The following is a 17,576-nucleotide window of genomic DNA, read 5'->3' as shown; positions in this document are numbered from 1 at the left end:
TATCTTAACAATCTTGATAACACCCAAAAAGTATATCATTTTTTTGGACGAGTCCGAATAGACTTTGTTAGATAGATTTTGTGCAAAGGTTGTGAGGTGGAACAGATGAAATGGCATGAAATGAGAGCAGAAGAAGTCGAAGAACAGATCAATTCCGATTTAGAAGCTGGATTAAGTGAATCAGAAGCAAAAAATCGTCTGTTGCAGTACGGGACGAATGAACTTCAAGAGGCGGAGAGACCGAACGCCTTTTTAGTGTTTTTAGAGCAGTTCAAAGATTTCATGGTAGTGGTGTTGCTTGCTGCAACATTGATCTCAGGTTTGCTTGGGGAATACATCGATGCAGTTGCCATCATTGCCATTGTGATCATCAATGCATTTTTAGGCTTTTTTCAGGAGCGAAAAGCAGAAAAGTCCTTGCAGGCATTAAAAGAGCTCTCGGCACCACAAGTAACCGTGCTTAGAGAAAAAGAATGGCGGAAAGTGGCCTCAAGAGAAATAGTGGTAGGGGATATTATCAAATTCGGAAGCGGAGACCGTATCGGGGCAGACCTTCGAATTGTACAGGCCAGTTCATTAGAGATTGAGGAGTCAGCATTGACGGGGGAATCAGTGCCTTCGGTCAAAAGTGATAAACCTGTGCACGGCTCAGACATCTCCATTGGTGATCAGGAAAACATGGCCTTTATGGGGACACTTGTAACTCGTGGAACGGGTGTTGGTGTCGTAGTTGCTACAGGTATGAATACTGCCATGGGACAAATCGCGGACCTATTACAGACTGCAGAGACAACCATTACACCACTGCAACGTAAACTGGAGCAGCTTGGAAAGATTTTAATTACGGTTGCTTTAATACTAACAATGCTTGTAGTCTTGGTGGGTGTTCTTCAAGGCCATAGTCTGTATGAAATGTTTTTGGCTGGTGTCTCTTTAGCGGTTGCAGCCATTCCGGAAGGCTTGCCGGCAATTGTAACCGTAGCCCTTTCACTTGGCGTTCAGCGCATGATCAAAAAGAAATCGATTGTCAGAAAGCTACCTGCTGTTGAAACGCTCGGTTGTGCTTCTGTCATTTGTTCTGACAAGACAGGGACACTAACTCAGAACAAAATGACCGTGACCCATGTGTGGTCTGGTGGGACCACTTGGAATGTAACGGGCAATGGCTATGAACCAAAAGGGGAATTCCTAACAGATGGTGCAGATAGCGCAAGTAAGAATAAATCACTACATCAACTGCTGACATTCGGTCTGTTATGTAATCACGCTAGTATAATCCAGAAAAAAAACCAATATATTCTTGATGGGGACCCAACGGAAGGAGCCCTTGCGGTTGCAGCCATGAAAGCAGGTTTTACTCGTGAAGGTTTACTAACTGAATTCCAGCTAGTAAAAGAATATCCGTTTGACTCAGAACGAAAGATGATGAGTGTTGTAGTAAAAGATAAGCAAGGAAAGCTGTTTGTCATCACAAAGGGTGCACCGGATGTGATAACCAACGTAAGTGATTCGTTATTATGGGAAGGAAAGCGGGAACTGTTTTCATCCAAATACGAAGAGATTGTAAAAGATATGGTTCATAAACTGGCATCACAGGCACTAAGGAATATTGCGGTGGCCTTCAAGCCAATTTCTAATTTTCATGATGGCATGCATGAAAGAGAGATAGAAAAAGATCTTGTCTTTATCGGACTGCAAGGGATGATTGATCCTCCTCGCCCAGAAGTAAAACAGGCTGTTCGTGAATGTAAAGAAGCAGGAATCAGGACAGTGATGATCACAGGTGATCACATCGTCACAGCAAAAGCGATTGCAGCTGAAATTGGCATTCTTCCCATGGGTGGAAAGGTACTAGAAGGAAAAACTCTTCAGAAGATGAGCCAGGAAGAATTAGAAGACATCGTGGATGATGTGTATGTGTTTGCCAGAGTGTCCCCACAGCATAAACTATCCATTGTAAAAGCTCTTCAGAAAAAGGGACATATTGTCGCCATGACAGGAGATGGAGTAAATGATGCTCCAGCGATAAAAGCCTCTGACATTGGAATTGCGATGGGTATTACCGGTACGGATGTTGCGAAGGAAGCAAGCTCCCTAGTCCTATTGGATGACAATTTTGCCACTATAAAATCTGCTATAAAAGAAGGCCGAAACATTTATGAGAACATCAGGAAGTTCATCCGATATTTGTTGGCTTCAAATGTCGGGGAAATACTTGTCATGCTGTTTGCGATGTTATTGGCGTTGCCGTTACCGCTTGTTCCAATCCAGATTTTGTGGGTGAACCTTGTAACAGACGGTTTGCCTGCAATGGCGCTTGGCCTTGATCAGGCAGAAGGGGACGTCATGAAGCGTAAACCAAGGCATCCAAGGGAAGGCGTTTTTGCCAGAGGTCTTTGGTGGAAAATAGTATCGCGTGGCTTTTTAATTGGACTTGCCACCTTGCTTGCATTTATGATTGTGTACAAACAACATCCAGATAATCTCATTTATGCACAAACCGTCGCATTTGCAACCCTTGTCATGGCTCAACTGATCCATGTGTTTGATTGCCGAAGTGATAGATCTATTTTCCATCGAAACCCGTTTCAGAACATGTACCTTGTCGGAGCAGTAATTTCTAGTATTGTCTTGATGCTTATCGTTATCTACTATCCACCTTTACAAGGTATTTTCCATACAGTGGCACTGGCACCTAAAGAGTGGTTATTGATTATGGGGATGGCATCGTTACCGACCTTTTTGTTAGTGGGTACTCTTTTCACAGGAAAAGCAAAAAAGAATATGGTATAATTAATTCAAGGTAGTAGAGGTGAACTCTATTGCCTTTTCTTCTTTTTTCCCCATCAATCAATTACCCGCTTAATTTTCTATAAAAATAGCTTTCAAATTAGGGGAAACAATGCTAATATAGTGGTTGCTTAGCATCAACAATAGCCAGTTTTCCGGCTCTTTTTCTATACTTAAGAACGGACGTGAGTATACTATGGTGAAAAGTATGACAGGCTTTGGGCGGGCAGAAGCAACTCAAGGACCTTATCAGATTCTTGTCGAGATGAAATCTGTCAACCATCGCTTTTGTGAGATTAATATCCGGATGCCTAAGCAGTTCCTAGCAATGGAAGAGACGATGAAAAAAGTCGTTAGCTCTTATTTGCAAAGGGGAAGAATAGAAATGTTCATAACGATTGAGGGCCAAGACACTCAAGATAAACATTTGAATGTGGATTGGGAGCTTCTTTCGGCATACATAGATTCTATACATAAGGTAAAAGATAGATACCAAATTTCCGGTTCCATTGAGATTAATGATATACTAAAATTAGAAAATGTGTTTACGATTATGGAAACACAAACAGGAATGGAAGCAATAGGAGAATTGTTGCTCGAGCAAATCCATTCAGCATCCAAGCAATTGGTTGCTATGCGTTCTGCTGAGGGCGATCAGTTGAAAAAGGATATTATCACTCATTTAAACTTTATCGGAACGATGTCGGAGCAGCTTGCAGAATTATGTCCGACAGTTGTGGAAGCGTATCGGTTGCGTTTGGAAAAAAAGCTGAAGGAATATTTAGGTTCCCAGATTGATGAACAACGTATACTGGCAGAAGCCGCAATTTTTGCTGATAAGGCTGACATTAATGAAGAATTGAAAAGAATTAACAGCCACCTTGGTCAATTTACCCAATCCCTTCATTCCACAGGGCCGGTAGGCAGGAAGTTGGATTTCCTTGTCCAGGAATTGAACAGGGAAGTAAATACCATCGGTTCCAAGGCAAACAACGCAAATATTGCGAATCTGGTAGTCGAGATGAAAGCTTGCCTGGAAAAAATTAAAGAACAGGTGCAAAACATTGAATAATCGTTGATTACTAACCATTGAACACGGTTAGAATAGAGTTTGTAACAAGAGGTGGGAACCATGAGCATAAAGTTGATTAATATTGGCTTTGGTAATATCGTATCAGCAAATCGTATCATATCTATTGTTAGTCCTGAATCTGCTCCTATTAAACGGATCATCCAAGATGCAAGAGATCAGGGTATGTTAATAGATGCAACTTATGGAAGACGCACAAGAGCAGTACTAATAATGGATAGCGATCATGTTATCTTATCGGCAGTGCAACCGGAAACCGTGGCACAACGCCTGGTAAATAAAGATGATATGTCTGATGAAGGGTAGGTATTTGTAAATATAATGAGAGATAGAGGATTATTGATTGTTCTTTCCGGACCTTCCGGGGTTGGAAAAGGAACAGTAAGAAAAGCATTATTTTCAAAAGAAGATGTTAGTTTGCATTATTCCATTTCTATGACGACTCGTAACCCGCGTGAGGGAGAAGTGGACGGAACGGATTATTTCTTCAAGTCTAGAGAAGTATTTGAACAGTTAATAGAAGAAGATAAATTTATCGAGTGGGCAGAGTATGTTGGAAACTACTACGGTACTCCTGTTGATTATGTAGAACAATGTTTAGCTGAAGGCAAGGATGTTTTCCTTGAAATAGAAGTTCAAGGTGCCATTCAAGTTAAGAGCAAATTCCCTGAAGGTGTATTCATCTTCCTGATGCCGCCAAGCCTATCTGAACTAAAGAACCGAATCACGACAAGAGGTACTGAAACAGAAGACTTAATCAACAACCGCATGACAGTTGCCAAAGAAGAAATTGAAATGATGGACGCTTATGACTATGTGGTGGAAAATGATCAAGTGGACCTTGCTTGTGACAGAATACAAGCAATTGTACAGGCGGAACATTGTAAACGTACAAGATTGCGTGAAAAATATAAGCAAATGCTGGAGGCTGAATAATATGCTATACCCATCTATTGATTCACTAATGCAAAAATTAGATTCAAAATATACGCTCGTAACTGTTTCTGCACGTCGCGCTCGTGAATTGCAACAAGTAAACGATCAAATGATCGAAAAAACGGTTTCTCACAAATTTGTTGGGAAAGCCCTTGAAGAGATTGACGCAGGCTTATTATCTGCCAAGACAATTAAAACTGCTGAAAGAAGCGAAGGCATCCTAAATCACAAGTAAAGATAACAACCTAGAAATAGGTTGTTATTTTTTTAAAAAGAAAGAAAGTGGATTGTACGGTTGATTTCCGTTCCAGGCGCTTCGCTTGCCTGCGGGCGTCTGCGCGCCTTTCACTCCAATCAACGAGATGACTTCATTTACCTAAGGGTTTATGAAAGGCTCCTGACCGAGTTACCTGGAAATGAAGTAGCCTTTAGTTCAAGTAACTTCGAGCTGTGGATTGGAGCTAATGGCGAAGACTCCTACGGGGAAGAAGCGGCAATGTTGAGACCCCGCAGGCTTGCCGAGGAGGCTCAAGGTCGCCCCGTGGAAAGCGAAGCCATTAGCGGAAAGGAACAGCGGCGATTAACCAACCCGCAAAAATTTTAAAATAAAATGGACCGGGCGGATTTTGCACGGTTTTTCTTAATGAGGTAAGTGCTTTAAGGAGAAAGAGGATAAACGGGGGAAAGTGGAATTTCTAGTACATGACGGGGGTTGTGAAATGAAAAATAAAAAAATCCTATTGTGTGTAACAGGTGGTATAGCTGTCTATAAAGCAGTCGCTTTAACAAGTAAACTGGTCCAGCAAGGTGCGGAAGTAAAGGTAATCATGAGCCAGTCTGCTTGCAAGTTTGTTACACCGTTGTCTTTTCAAGCATTATCAAGAAACGAAGTATTCACAGATACATTTGAAGAAAAGAATCCTGCCGTTATTTCTCATATTGACCTAGCAGACTGGGCAGATGTAGTGCTTGTTGCACCGGCGACCGCAAATGTAATCGGGAAGCTTGCGAACGGTTTAGCGGATGATATGATTACGACAACTTTATTGGCAAGTACGGCCCCTGTATGGATTGCACCAGCTATGAATGTACATATGTATGATCATCCTGCAGTTAAGCAAAACATGGAGCGCCTTGTGTCTTTCGGGTATCGATTCATTGAACCGGGAGAAGGTTTTTTGGCGTGTGGTTATGTAGGGAAGGGTAGATTGGAAGAACCTGAAACCATTGTCGAAGGACTGAAGCGGTTTTTTCAAAAACATGACGAGTTGACGCTAACAGGAAAACGGATTCTTGTCACAGCTGGCCCGACTATTGAAAAAGTGGACCCGGTACGCTTTTTCACTAACCGTTCAACAGGCAAGATGGGTTATGCCATTGCGGAAGCTGCAGCTAGTTTAGGTGCAGAAGTTATCTTGGTATCAGGACCGACAAACCTTCCTGATCCTCCGAATGTAAATACAATCCGAGTGGAATCTGCTGAAGAAATGTTTAACGCAGTGATGGCTCATTATGAACAAACGGATATTGTCATAAAGTCAGCTGCCGTTGCAGACTATCGTCCTAAATTTGTTTCCGACATTAAAATGAAAAAGCAGGACGGGGACAGCGTTCTGGAGTTGGAGCGGACGAAAGACATCCTCAAAACATTAGGTGAAAGAAAAGAACACCAGGTGCTGGTAGGGTTTGCAGCTGAAACTAATAATGTAGAGGAATATGCCAAAGGTAAGCTTGCAAAGAAAAACTTGGATTACGTAGTAGCAAACAATGTAACAATTTCAGGTGCTGGCTTTGGAACAGATACGAATTTAGTAACCATCTATAAAAAAGATGGCACAAGCATTTCTCTGCCGATGATGACTAAACAGGATGTGGCTTATGCACTGCTTGAGGAAGTCGCAACAACACTTGAGGAAAAACGATGACCTATTATGCTAGTGTGATCGTTGATGTTCCTGCCAAACAAACGGATAGAGCCTTTGATTATGAGATTCCTGCAAAATGGAATGGGTTCATACAACCTGGAATGAGGGTGAATGTACCTTTTGGTCCAAGGCAGATCCAAGGCTTTGTCGTAGAAGTGAAAGATAGTACCACCGTACCTAAAACACGTCCGATCACATCGTTGATAGATATTCAGCCTATCCTGACAACAGAACTTATGCAACTGGCAGACTGGCTTAGAGACCATACTCTATGTTTTACTATTTCAGCTTACCAAGCAATGTTACCAGCTGCATTAAAGGCGAAATATGAAAAATGGCTAATTGCCAGAAAAATAGAGGGAGTCCCTTCAGAGCTTCAACCACTCTTTCACACATCCAATCGCGTGAAATTTGAAGAGGTGGCAGGAACCAGTCACTTTAAAACAATCAAACATTTGATGGAAGAGGATGTTTTAGAAGTATATTACGAAGTGAAAGATAGACTTTCCAAGAAAACGAGAAAAGTAATTCGGCTGCATGCTTCAGAAGAATCTCTAAAAGAAGCAAAAGGGGAAATTTCTGCTCGAGCAGCTGCTCAGCACAAGTTATTAGACTTTTTCTTAGAAAATAAAGATAAGGTCATCGACAAAAAAACGCTGTTAGAAGAGTTGCAGATTGGGACAAGTGCGATTCATGCATTAGTAAAACTTGGTATCCTCTCAGAAAATGATGAAGAAATATACAGAGATCCATATGAAAACAGGGAATTTGAAAAGTCTCAAGCGCTACCCTTAACACAACAACAACAAGAAGCTATCATTCCTATTCTAAATTCTATTGAGCAACATACGCATGAAGCGTTTGTCATGTTCGGTGTCACAGGGAGCGGTAAAACAGAAGTCTATATGCAAGCTGTGGATGCTGTACTTAAGCAAGGAAAAGAAGCAATTGTTCTTGTCCCAGAGATTGCCTTGACTCCGCAAATGGTCAACCGCTTCAAATCAAGGTTCGGTTCCGACGTGGCTGTTATGCACAGCGGTCTTGGAATGGGAGAGAAATATGATGAATGGAGAAAAATACACCGAAAGGAAGTCAAGGTTGTAGTAGGTGCCAGGTCCGCTATCTTTGCTCCTTTTGAAAATGTAGGCATCATCATCATAGATGAAGAACATGAAACAAGCTATAAACAAGAGGACACCCCGCGTTATCATGCCCGCGATATTGCTTTAGAAAGGGGCAGATATCACCAATGCCCTGTTGTTCTTGGCAGTGCCACCCCCACACTTGAAACCTTCGCCCGTGCATCCAAAGGGGTGTATAAACTTCTGACGATGGACAAGAGAATGAGTGAACAAGGAATGCCGGTAGTCGAGATTGTCGACATGAGAGAGGAATTGCGAGATGGGAACCGGTCAATGTTTTCGAGAAGCCTTCTCGAAAAACTCCAGTCTAGATTGGAAAAAGGCGAACAATCCGTTTTATTTTTAAATAAAAGGGGTTATTCTTCTTTTGTAATGTGTCGAGACTGTGGATATGTGGTGGATTGTCCCCATTGTGACATCTCATTGACTTATCACCGAAGCAGCAACCAAATGAAATGTCATTATTGTGGTTACGAAGAACCTGTCCGTTCTACTTGTCCATCATGCGACAGTGAACATTTCCGTTTCTTTGGAACAGGAACCCAAAAAGTCGAGGAAGAACTAACAAAACTTCTTCCACAAGCAAGGGTAATAAGAATGGACGTTGATACGACGAGCAGGAAGGGCTCCCATGAAAAGCTTCTCCAACAATTTGGTGACCGGAAGGCAGATATTCTCCTTGGTACGCAAATGATTGCCAAAGGACTTGATTTTCCGCTTGTAACCCTTGTTGGAGTATTGACAGCAGATACGATGCTAAACGTTCCTGATTTCCGTTCTTCTGAAAAAACTTTCCAGCTTCTCACACAGGTTAGCGGAAGAGCTGGCAGACACGAACTGGCCGGAGAAGTAGTGGTCCAGACGTACAGCCCGGAACATTACAGTGTGGAGCTTGCTGGCACACACAACTACTTGGAATTTTACCAAAAAGAAATGCAAATTAGAAAACTGCATCAATATCCGCCATTTTACTATTTGGCGCTAGTTACCGTGACACACCAGGAATTAACCAAAGTAGTCACTGTGACAGAAAAAATTACCCATTTTTTAAACATGCAATTATCCAATGAGGCTGTTATACTTGGACCGGTTGCTTCTCCTATTGCGAGGATTAAAGACCGCTACAGGTATCAATGCATCATTAAATATAAACGAGAACCAAATTTGCACGCAGCACTGAAAACAGTAATAGAAAAATATCAAACACAAATGGATCAAGATAAATTAGCAGTTCATATAGATCTAAATCCATATATGCTTATGTAACAGATGGAGGAATTAAGATTGGCTATATTAGATATTGTGAAGTACCCAGCTCCGGTTCTGGAGCAAAACTGTGAGTCGGTTACTCTTTTTGATAAAAGGTTGATTCGGCTCCTGAACAATATGTATGATACGATGCTCGAGGCAGACGGTGTCGGGCTGGCAGCACCGCAAATCGGTATCGCAAAAAGAATTGCTATTGTAGATATTGATGATAAACATGGGAAGATAGAACTGATCAACCCTGAAATTATAGAAGAAGAAGGAGAACAGGTCGGACCTGAAGGCTGCTTAAGCTTTCCTGACTTGTACGGAGAAGTGAATCGTGCCGATTATGTGAAGGTACGCGCTCAGAACCGTAAAGGAAAATGGTACGAGCTGGAGGCGCGAGGTTTTCTTGCCCGTGCTATACAACATGAGATTGACCATTTAAACGGTGTATTGTTCACATCTAAAGTGTTAAGGTATTTTGAACCAGATGAGTTGGAAGTAGAAGGGTGATAGAAATGAAGAAGAAAATTGTATTTATGGGCACGCCGGATTTTGCGGTACCAGTCTTGCAGCAAATTATCCAGGATGGATATGAAGTAATTGCAGTAGTAACCCAGCCTGACCGTCCGAAAGGCAGAAAAAAGGTGTTAACACCACCCCCGGTAAAAGTTGAGGCAGAAAAACATAACATCCCAGTTTATCAACCAGAAAAAATTAAAGAAGCTGTGGAGTATGAAAAAATCACTTCCTTAGAGCCGGATTTGATTGTAACGGCAGCTTTTGGGCAGATTTTACCTAAGCCCCTGCTTGATGCACCTAAATATGGTTGTATTAATGTCCATGCTTCCTTGCTGCCAAAATTGCGAGGCGGAGCACCAATTCATTACTCTATCATCCAGGGTCATGAAAAAACAGGTGTTACTATTATGTATATGGTAGAAAAATTGGATGCCGGTGATATGCTGACACAGGTGGAAGTGAATATCGAAGAGCGTGACCATGTCGGTACCTTGCATGATAAACTAAGTGTGGCTGGATCTAAACTTCTCTCTGAAACGCTTCCGCAACTTTTTGATCAAAAGCTACAAGCGGAAGTCCAAAATCATGAAGAAGCAACATTCGCATCCAACATCAAGCGGGAACAGGAAAAAATTGACTGGACGATGGATGGTGAGCAGATCTATAACCATATTCGAGGCTTGCATCCATGGCCGGTTGCGTATACAACAATGGATGGCCAAGTGATGAAAGTTTGGTGGGGAGAGAAAAGCGAAACTGCTAAAGATGCTATACCTGGGACCATCATTGGGATCGAGGATGATGGATTCATCGTCAAAACAGGCAATTCAACTGGGATAAAAATAACAGACTTGCAGCTGGCTGGTAAGAAGAGAATGACTGGAACGCAATATTTGAACGGCGCAGGAGCTTCTTTATCAGAAGGCACAAAGCTAGGAGACTAAAATGAAAAATGTAAGAGAACTTGCTTTAGAGGCATTGTTAACTGTTGAAAAAAAGCAAGCCTACAGTAACCTATTGTTAAACAACTACTTGGATTCAGGTAAGTTATCCAAAAAAGATGCCGGGCTTTTTACAGAAGTAGTTTACGGTACTATTCAACGAACCATCACTTTGGACTATTACTTGGCTTCTTATATAGAAAAACAAAAAAAACTGCAGGATTGGGTAAAAGTCCTCTTAAAGATGACGTTGTATCAAATGTTATATTTAGACAAAGTTCCTGCACGTGCTGCCATTTATGAAGCGGTGGAAATTGCCAAAAAAAGAGGACACAAAGGTGTTGCGTCTGTTGTCAATGGCGTGTTAAGGTCCTTACAGCGTGACGGTGTTCCTGATCTTGAGAAAATGGAAAATGATGTGGAACGTATTTCCGTCTCAACAAGCCATCCCAAGTGGTTAGTCGAAAAATGGATTGAACAATATGGCGTTTATGATACGGAAAGAATGTGTGAAATGAACCTTGTTCCTCCACACCAATCGGCTAGAGCAAATACGGCGAAGGCAGAAGTGGATGAAGTGTTGCAAATGCTTACCGCACAAGGATTCAATGCAGAAAAAGGGGAAGTTGCAGAAGAAAGCATTGTCTCTTTAAAAGGAAATATGGCTTATTCCAATGCCTATAAAAATGGCTATATGACAATTCAAGACGAGAGTTCCATGCTCGTTGCTAGAGCTCTTGGTATTGAGCAGGGCGACTACGTGTATGATTGCTGTGCAGCTCCTGGAGGGAAAACGACTCATATTGCAGAATTATTAAAGGATAGTGGGAAAGTCATCTCAACGGACCTCCACGATCACAAGGTTAAACTTATTAAAGATCAAGCAGAACGCCTACAGCTTTCCAACATTGACGCACAAGCCCTAGACAGCAGGAAGGCCCAAGAAATTTTTAAACCGGAACAGTTTGATAAGATCCTGGTAGATGCACCATGCTCAGGTTTTGGAGTTATCCGCAGGAAGCCCGATTTGAAATACACAAAATCCATGCAGGACATCAAGCAACTAGCTTCCATTCAATTGGCTATACTAAAGGAAGTGGCACCTCTTGTAAAAAAAGGTGGAACTTTGGTATACAGTACATGTACAATTGATAAAGAAGAAAATGCTGATGTTGTTCATGCATTTCTAGAAGAAAACAAAGAGTTTGAAATAGATTTCAACATTAAAGAATTACTGCCAGAAAAGGTAAACAGTTATGTTAAAGAAGGTATGCTCCAACTATTGCCTCACTATTTTGGTACGGATGGATTTTTTATTGTTAGACTAAAAAGGCAGGTGTAAAAGATGGAACATAATACAAAAGAACAACTCAAACAAGAAGAAGCAACGCGTAAACCGTCCATCTATTCTTTACAATTGCACGAATTGGAAGAATGGTTACTAAGTATCGGAGAGAAAAAATTCAGAACAACTCAGATTTTTGAATGGCTCTATCAAAAGCGTGTGACGTCATTTGAAGATATGTCCAATCTTTCCAAAAGCTTAAGAGAAAAGCTGGAAGAGACATATGCACTAACAACATTAAAGACAATTGTTCAACAAACATCTTCTGATGGAACGATGAAATTCCTATTTGAACTGCATGATGGTTATTCCATTGAGACGGTTCTAATGAAGCATGAATATGGAAATTCAGTTTGTGTAACCACACAGGTAGGTTGCCGAATCGGCTGTACATTCTGTGCCTCTACTCTAGGCGGGTTAAAACGTAACCTTGAAGCAGGAGAAATTGTTGCCCAAGTTGTAAAGGTGCAACAAGCTCTTGATGAAATGGAGGAACGTGTCAGTCATGTGGTTATCATGGGGATTGGGGAACCATTCGATAACTTCGATGAGATGCTCGACTTCTTGAAAATTATCAACCATGACAAAGCGCTTAATATCGGCGCACGCCATATTACCGTTTCTACAAGTGGCATCATCCCAAAAATCTATAAATTTGCGGATGAAAACATGCAAATCAACTTTGCTGTATCCCTGCATGCACCAAACACAGAGATACGTTCAAGACTGATGCCTATTAATAGAGCATATAAACTTCCAGATCTAATGGAATCTATCCGTTATTACATTAATAAAACTGGACGTCGTGTTAGTTTTGAATATGGCTTGTTCGGTGGGGTAAATGATCAGGTAGAACACGCCGAGGAATTGGCACAGTTGCTAAAAGGTATGAAGTGTCACGTGAATTTAATTCCGGTGAATTATGTACCAGAGCGTGACTATGTGAGAACGCCAAAAGAACAAATTAATTTATTTGAAAAAACGTTGAAAAATCTTGGAGTCAATGTAACAGTTCGTCGTGAGCAAGGCCACGACATCGATGCTGCATGCGGACAACTGCGTGCGAAGGAGCGGAAAGAAGAGACGAGGTGACAATGGTTAATGGTCTTTTTAACAGATAGAGGGAGAGTTCGTTCACATAATGAAGACAATGGGGGAATTTTTGTTAATAAAGACGGCACAAAGCTTGCAGTGGTTTGTGACGGCATGGGGGGCCATCAAGCAGGTGAAGTGGCAAGCGAAAGAGCTGTAAGTCACATCAAGGAAGTGTGGGAAGAGACGACCAACATCTCTTCCCCTGAACCTGCTGAAATTTGGCTGAAGACGTTCATACTTCAAGCCAACCAAACACTGTTTGACCATGCAAATGCACATGAGGAATGCAATGGGATGGGGACTACAATTGTTGCTGCTATCATTGGCGATACTTTTGTGACCCTGGCACATGTTGGTGACAGCAGAATTTATCTTGTTTCAGATGAAAATGCCAAGCAATTAACAGAAGATCATACATTTGTAAATGAACTCGTTAAAACTGGGCAAATATCAAAGGAAGATGCAGAACATCATCCTAGAAAAAATGTTATTCTACAGGCTTTAGGGACAGAAAAAACAGTGAAAATAGATATAAAAACCATTACATATGATGACCCAGGATATATTCTCCTTTGTTCAGACGGCTTAAGTGACAAAGTGAAAGACAGGGAGCTAGTTGAGGTTTTAAACAACGGGAACCATGCATTGTCTGAAAAGGCAGAGGAGTTAATAAGACGCGCCAACCATTACGGTGGGGAAGATAATATCACGGTTGCCATCTTGGAATTATCTGTCTCCGAAGCTGGGAGTGGGTGAAATAGGTGTTAATAGGTAAAAGATTAAATGATCGCTACAAAATTATGGAAGTCATCGGTGGCGGTGGAATGGCAAATGTTTACCTTGCCCATGACATGATTTTGGATCGTGATGTCGCAGTTAAAGTATTACGGTTAGATTTTGCAAATGATGAAGAATTTATTCGCCGCTTTAGAAGAGAGGCACAATCTGCAACTAGCCTAGACCATCCGAACATAGTAAGCATTTATGATATTGGCGAAGAAGATGACATTTATTATATCGTGATGGAGCATGTTTCAGGAAAAACCTTAAAGCAATACATTCAACAATATGCACCTGTGGAACAATACAATGCAGTGGAGATCATGAACCAGCTGACATCAGCTATTTCTCATGCCCATGAAAACGGGATCATTCATCGGGATATAAAACCGCAAAACATATTGATTGATGATTACGGCACTGTAAAAGTGACCGACTTTGGCATTGCCATGGCCTTGAGTTCTACTACGATCACACAGACCAACTCGCTTTTAGGTTCTGTTCATTATTTATCTCCTGAACAGGCTAGAGGAAGTTTGGCAACAAAAAAATCTGATGTCTATGCATTAGGAATTGTAATGTTTGAATTGTTAACAGGAAGACTGCCTTTTTCCGGGGAATCAGCTGTTTCTATTGCTCTAAAGCATTTACAATCCCAAACTCCATCTCCAAAGCGTTGGAATCCTACTTTACCTCAGAGTATGGAAAATGTTGTATTAAAGGCAATGGCAAAAGATCCACTTCATCGCTATGAATCTGTAGATGAAATGCAGGCAGATGTTATGACGGCCCTTGAACCAAGCCGTATGAATGAACCTAAATTTTACATCCCAGATGATGATGAAGAAGCGACAAAGGCTATTCCGATCATTAAAGGCAGCTTAAACAATATCACAAATGAAGATGAAACAAGAATTCGTCCACCGGAAAATAAACCTGTAAGTGAGAAGGCGGAAGAACCACCTCCACCTAAAAAGAAGAAAAAGAAAAAATGGATTATTGGTTTATTAATCCTGTTTTTACTGCTTGTTGGTGGCGGGGGAGCTGCATTTACCCTTTTACCAGCCATGCTTTTACCGAAAGATGTAACGGTTCCTGATGTGTCAGGTAAGGAGTATGACGATGCAGTAAAAGAATTGATCGATTTAGGTCTTGTTTTAGAAGAACCTAAAGAGGAACCTAGTGATGACATAGAAGAAGGAAAAGTAACGAGAACCTTCCCTGAAGCAGGAGAAGTAGTTAAAGAAGGCAAAGCGATTACCATTTTCCAGAGCTCAGGAAAGGAAAAGATCGAAATGGCTGATTATTCAGGACTTCCTGTAAATGAAGCTATTAACAGAATAGAAGCAGCCAATTATGATGATTATGAACTCGATGAAATTCACTCTGATGAAGTACCAGAAGGAGAAGTCATCCGACAAGAACCAGAAGCCGGAGAAAGCGTAGTTCCTGAAGAAACAGTAATAAGACTTATTGTCTCTATGGGTTCAAGTCCAATAGAACTTGATAATTACCAAGGATCATCCATTGAGTTTGCACAACGACATCTTGCGAGTTTAGAATTAGTTCCAGAAGTGACAAGAGAGTATAATGATTCTGTCTCTGAGGGGAATATTATTAAACAGGAGCCTGCACCGGAATCCCAAGTAAAAAAGGGCGATACCATTAAACTTATTGTTTCTGATGGGCCGCAACCTGGTGATAAGACAGTGGATATACCACTTGAAGTAAAGTATGATCCGGAAGAAGAAGGCGCAGAGCAAACAGTTGAATTATATTTAGAGGATCTTAACAACACCATGGATGGAGAACCAAAAGAAACCTTTATTATTACAGAGGACTTAATCACAAGTTTCACGGTAACGGTGGCATATAAGCAACAGGCTAAATATCGAATTGTCGTAGATGGGAAAGAAGTGGAAAATAAAACCATCAATTATGACGACATAGAGTAATTATTAAGGAGTGAGTGTATGCCAGAAGGCAAGATTGTCAAAGCATTGAGCGGCTTTTACTATGTTTTGACTGCGGATGGCGAAATTACCCAATGTAGAGGAAGAGGGGTTTTCCGTAAAAATAAGATAACCCCTCTTGTTGGGGACTCCGTTGTATTCCAAGCGGAGAACGACCAAGAAGGATACATTATGGACGTATTGCCTCGAAAAAACGAGCTAGTTAGGCCACCAATCGCTAACATCGATCAAGCAATCCTTGTGTTTTCCGCGATGGAACCTGAATTCAGTACCGTTTTATTGGATCGATTCCTTGTGTTGATTGAATCCAAAGGAGTTAGTCCACTAATTTGTATCTCCAAAATGGACTTACTTAGTGAAGAAGCTAGCCTTATGGAGTTCGCCGAATATTATCGCTCCGTAGGGTATGAAGTGCTGTTAACATCCACAAAGGAACCGGAGCAGCTTAAGGAAATTTTGCCTTACTTAAAAGATAAGACATCTGTAATTGCTGGACAATCAGGAGTTGGAAAATCATCTCTTTTAAACGTGTTACGCCCTGAACTAGAATTGAAAACGGATAACATTTCCTCCCATCTAGGACGAGGAAAACATACAACACGGCATGTGGAGCTGATGGAAATCAACCACGGTTTTGTTGCGGATACTCCAGGATTCAGTTCATTAGAGTTTCTAGAAATGGAAGCAGAAGACGTAAAAGATTGTTTTCCTGAATTCGTAGAGAAAAGCCAAGATTGCAAATTTAGAGGCTGTACTCACTTGAAAGAACCAAAATGTGCAGTAAAAGAAGCGGTTGAAAACGAAGAAATTGCGTCATACCGATATAAACATTACGTTTCTTTTGTAGAAGAAATAAAAGACAGAAAGCCGAGGTACTAAAATATGATAAAAATCGCCCCTTCCATTCTAAGTGCTGATTTTGCCAACTTAGGAAAAGACATTATAGATGTGGAACAAGGAGGAGCAGACTATATTCATATTGATGTGATGGACGGACATTTTGTCCCAAACATCACTATTGGCCCATTAATCGTGGAAGCAGTTCGCCCCATTACGAAGTTGCCGTTAGATGTGCACCTGATGATTGAGAACCCTGATGCATACATTGAGGATTTTGCTAAAGCTGGGGCAGATATCATTTCCGTTCATGTGGAAGCATGTCGTCACCTTCACCGCACCATTCAGCATATCAAATCATTAGGCGTGAAAGCTGGAGTGGTGATCAATCCAGCTACACCGGTAGAAAGCATTATTCCAATTTTGAATGATGTAGACTTGGTGCTTTTAATGACAGTCAACCCTGGATTTGGCGGACAAGCTTTTATTCAGGATGTGTTGCCGAAAATTAAGCAAGTGGCATCCTTAGTGAAAGAAAGAGGATTGTCCATCGATATTGAGGTTGATGGTGGTGTGAATCCTGAAACAGCTAAATTGTGTGTAGACGCAGGAGCGAATGTTTTAGTTGCCGGATCTGCTATTTACAATAAAGAAGATCGCAAACAGGCAATCTCCTCCATCAGAAGCAACTTGTCATAATTTTGCTTTTGTGCGGAAAGCTATTGGTAAATGGTGAGGGAGGAACTTCTAAGATGAATATTTCGAAGGATGACCAGGCAATACTTGAACAAGCATTGCATTCCGCATTGGCCAATAGCACAGACTATAACGAAATTGACATGTACGAACAGTTGCTGAAGAAGTTTTCAGCAGTTGAAATAGAAAATAAACAGCTGGACGGATTTCGTTACGATTATGACGACTCCTCCAGCACGTAAAAAGTCTTCGT

The 17,576-nt window shown here is 41.3% G+C and carries 17 protein-coding genes; all 17 read left to right on the top strand.

The features are described 5' to 3' along the window. Window positions 1-105 precede the first annotated feature (105 nt). The 17 genes from FZC76_RS01820 (at window position 106) to FZC76_RS01740 (ending at window position 17,565) form a co-directional block, all read left to right on the top strand. Window positions 106-2,793, top strand: coding sequence for a calcium-translocating P-type ATPase, SERCA-type (locus tag FZC76_RS01820; RefSeq protein WP_148986561.1), 2,688 nt, complete (start codon window positions 106-108; stop codon window positions 2,791-2,793). Between the two features lie 193 nt (window positions 2,794-2,986). Then, window positions 2,987-3,862: a YicC/YloC family endoribonuclease gene (locus FZC76_RS01815; RefSeq protein WP_148986560.1), complete on the top strand. Its 876-nt coding sequence runs from the start codon at window positions 2,987-2,989 to the stop codon at window positions 3,860-3,862. A gap of 60 nt (window positions 3,863-3,922) precedes the next feature. Beyond that, window positions 3,923-4,186 carry an extracellular matrix/biofilm regulator RemA gene (gene remA, locus FZC76_RS01810; RefSeq protein ID WP_010193107.1) on the top strand — a complete coding sequence of 88 codons (264 nt, stop codon included), beginning with the start codon at window positions 3,923-3,925 and terminating at the stop codon, window positions 4,184-4,186. A gap of 15 nt (window positions 4,187-4,201) precedes the next feature. Then, complete coding sequence (gene gmk, locus FZC76_RS01805) at window positions 4,202-4,816, top strand: guanylate kinase (RefSeq protein ID WP_060665843.1); 615 nt, start codon at window positions 4,202-4,204, stop codon at window positions 4,814-4,816. A gap of 1 nt (window position 4,817) precedes the next feature. After that, complete coding sequence (rpoZ, locus tag FZC76_RS01800; RefSeq protein WP_060665844.1) at window positions 4,818-5,051, top strand: DNA-directed RNA polymerase subunit omega; 234 nt, start codon at window positions 4,818-4,820, stop codon at window positions 5,049-5,051. Between the two features lie 60 nt (window positions 5,052-5,111). Continuing rightward, entirely contained in the window at window positions 5,112-5,420 is a 309-nt protein-coding gene (locus FZC76_RS01795) for a hypothetical protein (protein ID WP_148986559.1), read from the top strand. 115 nt (window positions 5,421-5,535) lie between these two features. Further along, entirely contained in the window at window positions 5,536-6,741 is a 1,206-nt protein-coding gene (gene coaBC, locus FZC76_RS01790) for a bifunctional phosphopantothenoylcysteine decarboxylase/phosphopantothenate--cysteine ligase CoaBC (protein ID WP_148986558.1), read from the top strand. Continuing rightward, on the top strand, window positions 6,738-9,149 hold the full coding sequence (gene priA, locus FZC76_RS01785) for a primosomal protein N' (RefSeq protein ID WP_148986557.1): 2,412 nt from the start codon (window positions 6,738-6,740) through the stop codon (window positions 9,147-9,149). The genes coaBC and priA overlap by 4 nt, the downstream gene beginning before the upstream one ends. Before the next feature lie 18 nt (window positions 9,150-9,167). Then, window positions 9,168-9,647, top strand: coding sequence for a peptide deformylase (def, locus tag FZC76_RS01780; RefSeq protein ID WP_148986556.1), 480 nt, complete (start codon window positions 9,168-9,170; stop codon window positions 9,645-9,647). A 5-nt stretch (window positions 9,648-9,652) separates the two neighbouring features. After that, the gene (fmt, locus tag FZC76_RS01775) at window positions 9,653-10,600 is read left to right on the top strand and encodes a methionyl-tRNA formyltransferase (protein ID WP_148986555.1); all 948 of its coding nucleotides are present in this window, start codon (window positions 9,653-9,655) and stop codon (window positions 10,598-10,600) included. A gap of 1 nt (window position 10,601) precedes the next feature. Further along, the gene (rsmB, locus tag FZC76_RS01770; protein ID WP_148986554.1) at window positions 10,602-11,939 is read left to right on the top strand and encodes a 16S rRNA (cytosine(967)-C(5))-methyltransferase RsmB; all 1,338 of its coding nucleotides are present in this window, start codon (window positions 10,602-10,604) and stop codon (window positions 11,937-11,939) included. Window positions 11,940-11,942: 3 nt separating this feature from the next. Next, entirely contained in the window at window positions 11,943-13,034 is a 1,092-nt protein-coding gene (gene rlmN / locus FZC76_RS01765; RefSeq protein ID WP_148986553.1) for a 23S rRNA (adenine(2503)-C(2))-methyltransferase RlmN, read from the top strand. A 9-nt stretch (window positions 13,035-13,043) separates the two neighbouring features. Beyond that, on the top strand, window positions 13,044-13,793 hold the full coding sequence (locus FZC76_RS01760; protein ID WP_148986552.1) for a Stp1/IreP family PP2C-type Ser/Thr phosphatase: 750 nt from the start codon (window positions 13,044-13,046) through the stop codon (window positions 13,791-13,793). Window positions 13,794-13,798: 5 nt separating this feature from the next. Then, a complete protein-coding gene (pknB, locus tag FZC76_RS01755) occupies window positions 13,799-15,772 on the top strand; it encodes a Stk1 family PASTA domain-containing Ser/Thr kinase (RefSeq protein ID WP_148986551.1) in 1,974 nt (657 codons plus the stop codon). Between the two features lie 18 nt (window positions 15,773-15,790). Continuing rightward, window positions 15,791-16,669 carry a ribosome small subunit-dependent GTPase A gene (gene rsgA, locus FZC76_RS01750; RefSeq protein WP_148986550.1) on the top strand — a complete coding sequence of 293 codons (879 nt, stop codon included), beginning with the start codon at window positions 15,791-15,793 and terminating at the stop codon, window positions 16,667-16,669. 3 nt (window positions 16,670-16,672) lie between these two features. After that, window positions 16,673-17,326: a ribulose-phosphate 3-epimerase gene (gene rpe / locus FZC76_RS01745; protein ID WP_148986549.1), complete on the top strand. Its 654-nt coding sequence runs from the start codon at window positions 16,673-16,675 to the stop codon at window positions 17,324-17,326. Window positions 17,327-17,379: 53 nt separating this feature from the next. After that, window positions 17,380-17,565 carry a hypothetical protein gene (locus FZC76_RS01740; RefSeq protein WP_148986548.1) on the top strand — a complete coding sequence of 62 codons (186 nt, stop codon included), beginning with the start codon at window positions 17,380-17,382 and terminating at the stop codon, window positions 17,563-17,565. The last annotated feature ends 11 nt before the right edge of the window (window positions 17,566-17,576 follow it).

This window comes from Sutcliffiella horikoshii, assembly GCF_008180725.1.
In the GTDB taxonomy this organism is placed as follows: Bacteria; Bacillota; Bacilli; order Bacillales; family Bacillaceae_I; genus Sutcliffiella_A; species Sutcliffiella_A horikoshii_B.
This window is presented reverse-complemented; position numbering and strand designations above follow the sequence as displayed.

Coding starts and splice junctions, on each gene's coding strand:
- FZC76_RS01820 (WP_148986561.1), top strand. CDS start 106: ATGAAATGGCATGAAATGAGAGCAGAAGAAGTCGAAGAACAGATCAAT.
- FZC76_RS01815 (WP_148986560.1), top strand. CDS start 2,987: ATGGTGAAAAGTATGACAGGCTTTGGGCGGGCAGAAGCAACTCAAGGA.
- remA (WP_010193107.1), top strand. CDS start 3,923: ATGAGCATAAAGTTGATTAATATTGGCTTTGGTAATATCGTATCAGCA.
- gmk (WP_060665843.1), top strand. CDS start 4,202: ATGAGAGATAGAGGATTATTGATTGTTCTTTCCGGACCTTCCGGGGTT.
- rpoZ (WP_060665844.1), top strand. CDS start 4,818: ATGCTATACCCATCTATTGATTCACTAATGCAAAAATTAGATTCAAAA.
- coaBC (WP_148986558.1), top strand. CDS start 5,536: ATGAAAAATAAAAAAATCCTATTGTGTGTAACAGGTGGTATAGCTGTC.
- priA (WP_148986557.1), top strand. CDS start 6,738: ATGACCTATTATGCTAGTGTGATCGTTGATGTTCCTGCCAAACAAACG.
- fmt (WP_148986555.1), top strand. CDS start 9,653: ATGAAGAAGAAAATTGTATTTATGGGCACGCCGGATTTTGCGGTACCA.
- rsmB (WP_148986554.1), top strand. CDS start 10,602: ATGAAAAATGTAAGAGAACTTGCTTTAGAGGCATTGTTAACTGTTGAA.
- rlmN (WP_148986553.1), top strand. CDS start 11,943: ATGGAACATAATACAAAAGAACAACTCAAACAAGAAGAAGCAACGCGT.
- FZC76_RS01760 (WP_148986552.1), top strand. CDS start 13,044: ATGGTCTTTTTAACAGATAGAGGGAGAGTTCGTTCACATAATGAAGAC.
- rsgA (WP_148986550.1), top strand. CDS start 15,791: ATGCCAGAAGGCAAGATTGTCAAAGCATTGAGCGGCTTTTACTATGTT.
- rpe (WP_148986549.1), top strand. CDS start 16,673: ATGATAAAAATCGCCCCTTCCATTCTAAGTGCTGATTTTGCCAACTTA.
- FZC76_RS01740 (WP_148986548.1), top strand. CDS start 17,380: ATGAATATTTCGAAGGATGACCAGGCAATACTTGAACAAGCATTGCAT.